This is a genomic window from Mycobacterium sp. TH-M25 (assembly GCF_057473665.1).
This window is the reverse complement of sequence record NZ_JBYCLA010000498.1, coordinates 1-8,513: the sequence shown is the minus strand read 5'-3', so window position 1 is coordinate 8,513 and position 8,513 is coordinate 1. Positions and strand designations below refer to the sequence as shown.

The window sequence follows — 8,513 nt, the reverse complement described above, 5'->3', positions numbered from 1 at the left end:
GGAAGCGGGGCTCGTTGATCTTCTCGCTGACACTCACCACGGCGGGCAGGGTCGCCTCGACGGTGAACACACCGTCGTCGGTTTCGCGCTCGCCGGTGATCTTGCCGCCTTCCAGCGAGAGTTTGCGCAGGTGGGTCAGCTGCGGCAAGCCGAGGTACTCGGCGATGACCGCCGGCACGGCACCCCCGGTTCCGTCAGTGGCCTCGTTGCCCGCGATGACCAGTTCGGTGCCCTCGATGGTGCCCAGCGCGCGCGCCAGTGCCCAGCCGGTCTGGACGACGTCCGACCCATGCAGCCCGTCGTCGAGCAGGTGAACGGCTTTGTCGGCGCCCATGGACAGCGCCTTGCGGATCGCCTCGGTGGCCCGCTCCGGGCCGGCGGTCAGCACGGTGACCGATCCCTCGGTGCCGTCGGCGGCTTCTTTTTCGCGGATCAGCAGCGCTTCTTCCACCGCGCGCTCGTTGATCTCGTCCAGCACGGCGTCTGCGGCCTCGCGGTCCAGCGTCCAGTCGCCGTCCTTGAGTTTGCGCTCTGACCAGGTGTCCGGAACCTGCTTGATCAGGACCACGATATTCGTCATGAGAGTGGCTCGTCCTCCTCGAGTGCGTCCTGCTACCGCAGAACTCAAATCACGTGTTGTGCGCACCACACCCGCATGTTACTGACTGGTAACTTAGTGTGGTTTGCCCTCCCACCATAGCGGGTCGTCCTGCAGGTTCTGCCCCCCGTGCCTTCACATGCGGGCGGGCCCACCGCCGACAACCCTGGATTACCCGAAGTAGTGCATTCGCGAACGCGTCGTCACGGGTTAGCCTCCCTATGAAATGAGCGCATTTTTCCCTGACGCCCCACACACCGCAGCGGAGGCCGCCCTACCGTTGACCGGAGAACGCACCATCCCGGGCCTCGACGTGGAGAACTACTGGTTTCGTCGCCACGAGGTGGTGTACCGGCAGATGGCGCACCACTGCGTGGGTCGCGAGGTGCTCGAGGCCGGCTGCGGCGAAGGCTACGGCGCCGACCTGATCGCCGGGGTCGCGCGGCGGGTGACCGCGGTGGACTACGACGAGACGGCCGTCGCGCACGTACGCGCCCGCTATCCGCGGGTGCAGGTGCTGCAGGGCAATCTCGCCGAGCTGCCGCTGCCGGACCACTCGGTGGATGTGGTGGTCAACTTCCAGGTGATCGAGCATTTGTGGGATCAACCACAGTTTGTGCGCGAGTGCGCCCGGGTTCTGCGCCCGTCCGGGCTTTTGATGGTGTCGACCCCCAACCGGATCACGTTCTCACCGGGCCGCGACACTCCGGTCAATCCGTTCCACACCCGCGAACTCAACGCCGCGGAGCTCACGGAGCTGCTGCGCGACGCCGGCTTCACCTCGGTGTCGATGAGCGGCGTGTTTCACGGACCGCGGCTGCTGGCCATGGATGCCCGCCACGACGGCTCGATCATCGACGCGCAGATCCGGCGCGCGGTCGCCGACGCACCCTGGCCGGATGACCTGCTGGCCGACGTCGCGGCGGTGGCCACCGCGGACTTCGACATCGTGCCGGCAGGCGCCGATGCGACGCGATCGATCGACGACAGCCTGGACCTGGTGGCGACCGCAGTACGCCCCGCCGGAATCGAGGAGCTGACCAGGTGATCCCGCCGAGAAAGACCCGCGAACCGGTACCCGGGTTGTTGACCCTGGTGCTGCACACCCACCTGCCATGGCTGGCTCATCACGGTCGCTGGCCGGTCGGCGAAGAGTGGCTGTACCAATCGTGGGCAGCCTCCTACCTGCCGCTGATGCGGGTTTTGCGCCGACTGGCCGACGAGGGCCGCCACCGGTTGATCACGCTGGGTGTCACACCGGTCGTGATGGCGCAACTCGACGACCCATATTGCCTTGACGGGATGCACCATTGGGTTGCCAACTGGCACCTGCGCGCCGCCGAGGCCGCCAGCCTGCGATCCGGTGGCGCCACCGATGGCGCGCCCGCATCGGCCCCGGATGCTCTGCGCGCCTTCGGTATTCGCGAGATGGCGGAAACCGAGCACGCGCTGGAGGATTTTCACACGCACTGGTGTCACGGCGCCGGCCCGTTGCTGCGCCGACTGATCGATGCCGGCACCGTGGAGTTGCTGGGCGGCCCGTTGGCTCATCCGTTCCAGCCACTGCTGAATCCACGACTCCGCGAGTTCGCGCTACGCGAGGGACTGGCCGATGCTCGGCAGCGGTTGTCGCACAAGCCCACGGGGATATGGGCACCCGAATGCGCCTACGCCCCCGGCATGGAGCGAGACTATGCGGCGGCTGGAGTTGGCCACTTCATGGTCGATGGCCCGTCACTGCACGGCGATACGGCACTGGGCCGCCCGGTCGGCGACTCCGGCGTCGTCGCATTCGGACGGGACCTGCAGGTGAGTTACCGGGTGTGGTCACCCAAGTCCGGCTACCCGGGCCACGCCGCCTACCGCGACTTTCATACCTATGACCATCGCACCGGCCTCAAGCCGGCCCGGGTCACCGGGCGCAACGTGCCGTCGGACAAGAAAGCACCCTACGATCCCGAGCGCGCCGAACGCGCAATCGACAGCCACGTCACCGATTTCGTCGATGTCGTCCGCCGCCGCTTGCTGTCCGAATCCGAGCGCATCGGGCGACCCGCGCACGTGGTCGCGGCATTCGACACCGAACTGTTCGGCCACTGGTGGTACGAGGGTCCGGCATGGCTGGAGCGGGTGTTGCGCGCATTGCCGCAAGCAGGAGTGCGGGTCGGCACGCTCAGCGACGCCGTCGGCGCGGGATTTGTTGGTGATGCCGTCGAATTGCCGCCCAGCTCTTGGGGTTCCGGCAAAGACTGGCAAGTGTGGTCCGGAGCCAAGGTTGCCGATCTGGTACAGCTCAACGCCGAGGTCGTCGACACCGCTTTGGCATGCGTCGACAAAGCGCTCGATCAGACGGCGTCGTTGGACGGCCCGGTACCCCGCGATCACGTGGCCGACCAGATTCTGCGCGAGACCCTGCTCACGGTCTCCAGTGACTGGCCGTTCATGGTGAGCAAGGACTCGGCCGCCGACTATGCCCGCTACCGGGCACATCTGCACGCGCATGCCACCCGCGAAATTGCCGACACCTTGGCCTCGGGCCGACGCGAAGTGGCACAGCGGCTGGCCGAAGGCTGGAATCGCGCCGACGGACTGTTCGGTGCCCTGGACGCCCGGAGGCTGCCGCGGTGAAAATCCTGATGGTGTCGTGGGAATACCCGCCGGTGGTGATCGGCGGGCTCGGCCGACACGTCCATCATCTGTCGACCGCGCTGGCCGACGCCGGTCACGAGGTCGTGGTGCTGTCGCGGCGCCCGACCGACACCGATCCGAGCACTCACCCGTCGTCGGACGACATCGTCGAGCACGTCCGGGTTGTCGCGGCGGCGCAGGACCCGCATGACTTCACTTTCGGCACCGACATGATGGCGTGGACGCTGGCGATGGGGCATGCGATGGTCCGCGCCGGGCTCGCCATCCGCGACCAGCGCAGTGGCGAGCGGTGGCGGCCCGACGTGGTGCATGCGCACGACTGGCTGGTCGCGCACCCAGCGATCGCGCTGGCTGATTTCCACGATGTACCAATGATTTCCACGATCCACGCGACGGAGGCGGGGCGACACTCCGGCTGGGTGTCCGGATCGATCAGCCGGCAAGTACACGCCGTCGAGTCGTGGCTGGTGCGCGAATCCGATTCGCTGATCACCTGTTCGCACTCGATGAGCGAAGAGATCACCGAACTCTTCGGGCCCGGGCTGGCCGAGACGACGGTGATCCGCAACGGCATCGAGGCGGCACGATGGCCGTTCGCGCCTCGCACGCCCAGAACCGGCCCAGCGGAACTGCTGTACGTCGGGCGACTGGAATACGAGAAAGGTGTCCACGAGGCGATCGCTGCGCTGCCGCGCGTCCGTCGCGCTCACCCTGGCACCACGTTGACCATCGCCGGCGAAGGCACCCAACAGGACTGGCTCGTCGAGCAGACCCGTAGATACAAGGTGCTCAAGGCGACCCATTTCGCCGGTCGGCTGGACCACGACGATCTGCTGGACGCATTGCATCGCGCCGACGCCGCGGTGCTGCCCAGCCACTACGAACCCTTCGGGCTGGCGGCGCTGGAAGCCGCTGCCGCGGGCACCCCGCTGGTGACGTCCAACATCGGCGGCTTGGGCGAAGCGGTGATCAACGGCGAGACCGGGATGTCCTGCCCGCCGCGCGATGTGACCCGACTGGCCGAGGCCGTCATCGCGGTGCTCGACGACCCGGGCGCTGCTCAACGCCGGGCGCAGGCGGCGCGGCAACGCCTGACCGCGGACTTCGACTGGCACACGGTGGCCGAGGAGACCGCGCAGGTGTATCTGGCGGCCAAGCGCGCCGAGCGCCAACCACTGCCCCGCCTTCCCATCGTGGAGCACGCGCTGCCAGGACGCTAGCCAGCCAGCCGGCCGCAGGTACCGTCGGCGTCATGGGACTTGAGTATTCGAGCGTGATCGACGCGCCGATCTACGAAGTGTTCGACTGGCACACCCGGCCCGGCGCCTTCACCCGCCTGTCGCCGCCGTGGTCGCCGATGCGGCTGATCACCGAGGCTGATTCGCTGGAGAACGGGCGGGCCGAACTCGCCCTGCCCGGTGGGCTGCGCTGGGTGGCCGACCATCAACCGGACGGCTACGACCCACCCCGCCGTTTCGTCGACAGCATCGGCGCCGACGGGCTGGCGTCGTTGCCCGCCAAGCTGGCGGTGCGCTGGCGGCACACCCACGACTTCGAAGAGGTCGACGCGGACAGGACTCGGGTCATCGACCGCGTAGATACCCCGGTCCCCGGGGCCGCGCTGCGGTCGATGTTCCGCTATCGGCACCAACAGTTGGCCGATGACATCGCCGCGCACCGGGAGGCGGCCGCCCATGGGTTGGCGCCGCTCACGGTCGCCATCACCGGAGCCTCCGGCCTGGTCGGCTCGCAGTTGGCTGCTTTCCTGTCCACCGGCGGTCACCGGGTGATTCGGCTGGTTCGGCACACACCCGCCAAAGCCGATGAGCGGCAATGGAATCCCGATGATCCCGACCCGGAGCTGCTGACCGGGATCGACGCGGTGATCCATCTCGCGGGCGCCTCGATCGCGGGCCGATTCACCGAGGCGCACCGAGCCGCGATCCGCGACAGCCGGATCGGGCCGACCCGGCGGCTGGCCGAGTTGATCGCGCAGTCACCCGATGCGCCCAAGGTGCTGGTCAACGCGTCGGCGATCGGCTACTACGGCTACGACCGGGGCGATCAGACGCTGACCGAAGACAGTGAACGCGGCGACGGGTTTCTGGCCGACGTGGTCGCCGACTGGGAGGACGCGACGGCCCCGGCCGAGCGGGCCGGCACGCGTGTGGTCAAGGTGCGTACCGGAATCGTGCAGTCCCCCGCCGGCGGGACGCTGCGACTGCTCCGGCCGCTGTTCGCCGCCGGCCTCGGCGGGCGACTTGGCAACGGTCAGCAGTGGTTTTCCTGGATCGGGATTGACGACTTGGTCGACGTCTATCACCGCGCACTGTGGGACAGCGACCTGTCCGGGCCGGTCAATGCGGTGGCCCCCGATCCGGTTCGCAATGTCGAATACACCCGGGTGCTCGCCCATGTGCTGCATCGGCCCGCGCTGCTGCCGGTGCCGCCGCTCGGACCGAAGGTGCTACTCGGCGACCAGGGTGCGCGCGAACTCGCCCTGGCCAACCAGCGGGTGCTGCCCGCGCGACTGCACCAAGCCGATCATCGATTCCGCCGCGCCGACCTCGAGCAAACCCTGCGGCATCTGCTCGGTCGCTGATGGTGGGCCGCGTCGCGGCCGAAACTCGACCGCTCACAAATCGCGCTTGTGATCCGACAAGGACGACAGCGCTACTGTGCAGGTTGCGGCCGGCGAAGTATCGAAGTCGGCGTTCTACCCGGAGCGCTTTACTCCGGGTAGGCGCTAGGACACCCGTACATGAGAGGCAGGGAACATGACCCAGTACAGCTGGACGGTGATCGGCGCCGGGCCGGCAGGTATCGCAGCGGTCGGCCAGCTGCTCGACCATGGAATCGGGGGCGAACGGATCGCCTGGATCGACCCCGAATTCGGCGCGGGAGATCTGGGCGCGAAATGGAGTGCTGTTCCGAGCAACACTCGCGTTGAGTTGTTTCTCGACTACCTCACGGCCCCGCGGTCGTTTCGATTCGGCGAAGCACCCGCGTTCGCGCTGACCGGGCTCGATCCCCATGACACGTGCTCACTCGCCGTCGTGGCCGAACCGCTGTTGTGGATCTCGCGCCAGCTTCGCCAACGGGTGCGCACGTTGTGCACGGTTGCGACAGATCTGGCACTGGCGGACCGGCAGTGGACAATCACCACCCATGACGAGACCATCACCTCGGCGAACGTGATTCTTGCGGTCGGTGCGGATCCCAAGAAGCTCTCCTATGCCGGGCTCGATGAGATCCCGATCGAGACCGCACTCGATCCGGCCAAACTAGCCCAGCTGCCGCTGGATGGCGCCACAGTCGCCGTGTTCGGCTCGTCGCACTCGTCGATGATCGCGCTGCCGAATCTGTTGAACACACCGGCGAAAAAGATGCTCAACTTCTATCGGAGTCCGCTGAAATATGCTGTTTACTTTGATAATTGGATACTTCACGACGATACCGGACTCAAGGGCCACGCCGCCGACTGGGCGCGCGAGAACATCGACGGAACGCCCCCGCCGCGACTGGCACGCTGTCACATCGACGATCCGGAATTCGACGAACTCCTTCAGACGTGCGACCACGTCGTATACACTGTCGGATTCGAACGCCGACACCTTCCACTGACCCCCCAATGGGGACCGCTGCCCTACGACCCCATTAACGGCATCCTGGCCCCCGGCCTGTTCGGGATCGGTGTCGCGTTTCCCGAATATTCGATCGACCCAACTGGGGCCGGGCAGTACCGCGTGGGCCTGCAGAAGTTCATGCAGAGACTCGACACCGCGTTGCCGCTATGGCTGCGCTACAACACCTAGCACTGCCGTTTGGTGAATCGTGCAAGGACGGGCTACGCCGGACCTGCGCTGCCGATGTGACTCAACAAGTCTCGGACTGCGCCGGCCGGCGGAGTCCGTCCGCCCGCCCAAACGGCCCGCAAGACACGACGCAGATTCAGCTCCGGTACGTGCACTGCGCGCAGGCGTCCCACCGCCAGGTCGTCGGCCACCGCCAGCCTGCTCAGCACTGCAGGGCCCGCACCGGCCAAGACCGCGGCGCGGACCGCGGCCGTCGAGGACAATTCCAACGCGGGACTCGCTTGCTCGAAGTCATCGCCCAACACACCACGCAACGCGGTCGTCAGCGAATCACGCGTTCCCGATCCTGGCTCGCGCGCGACCAGCGGAGTCCGGCCGAGTTCGGCCGCGCTGACCCCTTTCGACCGGCGAACCCATTTATGGTCTGCGGGCACGACGACGACAAGTTCGTCGCGCGCAACCACCCGATCGCGCAACCCCGACAGCGCTGCGGGGCTTTCGATAAAACCGAGATCGACACTACCGTCACGCACCGCCGATATGGCGTGCTCACTATTGGTAGTGGTGAGGACGACATCCGGGCCCCTGCGCCCAGTTCGGGCCGCCGATGCCTGCAGCGACACCAGCCACAGCGGCATCAGCTGTTCGGCGACGGTGAGGCTTGCCGCCACTTTCAGCTTGCTGCGGCGCTCGCCGCGAAGCGCCGCCAACCCGACATCGAACTGCTGGGCGGCGTTGAGCAACTGGTCAGCCCACTGCGCCACCACAACACCTGCCGGGGTCAGCTGGGTGCCCCGCACGGTACGTATCGCCAGCTGCACACCGGTTTGCGCCTCGATCGAGGTGAGTCGCGCAGACACGGCCTGCTGAGTGAGTCCCAGCTCTCGCCCAGCGGCTCCGAGACTGGCAGTTTTAGCCACCGCCAGGAATGTCTCGAGCGCCGACAGCTCCGGCATGCGAGGACTCAGTACCATGGCCCATCCAACCACAAACTCGCTTTGTGTCGAATTCTCCGCCCCCGCAGCGTAATCCGCCTCGCCGGTGAACTGCGTCTCCCCGACCTGGCCACGGATCAGGGTCGACGCCGACGTTGATTACAGACCGCGCGGCGCGCCTTTGACGGCGGCGACGGCCGCGTCATCCCCGTCGAACGTCAGGCGCACCGCGTCGCGACCCACCACGAACAACAGCAGTTCCGGTGGCTCGCCTGTGATGGTGACCGGGTCGCCACGACCGACCCGCCCGATCCGCTCGCCCGCCGGGGTCTCCAGGGTCACCCGGGCGGGTAACGTGCGCAGCAATATCCGGCTCATCAGCCCAAGCTGACGCCGCAGTCGCCCGATGGTCGACGCGTCGAGCTCTCGCGGTTCCCAGCCGTCGACCGCGCGCCGGACGTCCTCGTGGTGAATGAACATCTCACCGAGATTGACGACCGGGTCGAGCAGCTTGAA

Annotated in this window: 8 protein-coding genes; 5 read left to right on the top strand and 3 right to left on the bottom strand. The window is 67.1% G+C overall.

Features of this window, described 5'->3' with window-relative positions; translation table 11 throughout:
- On the bottom strand, positions 1-580 hold a 580-nt coding region (locus AC2VOU_RS16775; protein ID WP_486958382.1), incomplete at its 3' end, for an electron transfer flavoprotein subunit beta/FixA family protein.
- A gap of 244 nt (positions 581-824) precedes the next feature.
- On the opposite strand from AC2VOU_RS16775, the gene AC2VOU_RS16770 reads away from it, so the two are divergent.
- The 5 genes from AC2VOU_RS16770 to AC2VOU_RS16750 all read left to right on the top strand — a co-directional run bounded on the left by AC2VOU_RS16770 (position 825) and on the right by AC2VOU_RS16750 (position 7,062).
- Complete coding sequence (locus AC2VOU_RS16770) at positions 825-1,646, top strand: class I SAM-dependent methyltransferase (protein ID WP_486958381.1); 822 nt, start codon at positions 825-827, stop codon at positions 1,644-1,646.
- Positions 1,646-3,226 carry a 1,4-alpha-glucan branching protein domain-containing protein gene (locus tag AC2VOU_RS16765; protein WP_486958383.1) on the top strand — a complete coding sequence of 527 codons (1,581 nt, stop codon included), beginning with the start codon at positions 1,646-1,648 and terminating at the stop codon, positions 3,224-3,226. The genes AC2VOU_RS16770 and AC2VOU_RS16765 overlap by 1 nt, the downstream gene beginning before the upstream one ends.
- The gene (locus AC2VOU_RS16760; protein ID WP_486958380.1) at positions 3,223-4,467 is read left to right on the top strand and encodes a glycosyltransferase family 4 protein; all 1,245 of its coding nucleotides are present in this window, start codon (positions 3,223-3,225) and stop codon (positions 4,465-4,467) included. The genes AC2VOU_RS16765 and AC2VOU_RS16760 overlap by 4 nt, the downstream gene beginning before the upstream one ends.
- Before the next feature lie 32 nt (positions 4,468-4,499).
- Positions 4,500-5,849 (top strand): TIGR01777 family oxidoreductase, encoded by a 1,350-nt coding sequence (locus AC2VOU_RS16755; protein ID WP_486958379.1) that lies wholly within the window; start codon positions 4,500-4,502, stop codon positions 5,847-5,849.
- 175 nt (positions 5,850-6,024) lie between these two features.
- Positions 6,025-7,062, top strand: a complete 1,038-nt coding sequence (locus AC2VOU_RS16750) for an FAD-dependent oxidoreductase (RefSeq protein ID WP_486958378.1) — start codon at positions 6,025-6,027, stop codon at positions 7,060-7,062.
- 32 nt (positions 7,063-7,094) lie between these two features.
- Here AC2VOU_RS16750 and AC2VOU_RS16745 read toward each other — a convergent pair whose 3' ends face one another.
- Entirely contained in the window at positions 7,095-8,036 is a 942-nt protein-coding gene (locus AC2VOU_RS16745) for a LysR family transcriptional regulator (protein WP_486958377.1), read from the bottom strand.
- Positions 8,037-8,156: 120 nt separating this feature from the next.
- Positions 8,157-8,513 (bottom strand): maleylpyruvate isomerase family mycothiol-dependent enzyme (locus AC2VOU_RS16740; protein WP_486958376.1); only part of this gene is annotated, 357 nt, incomplete at its 5' end.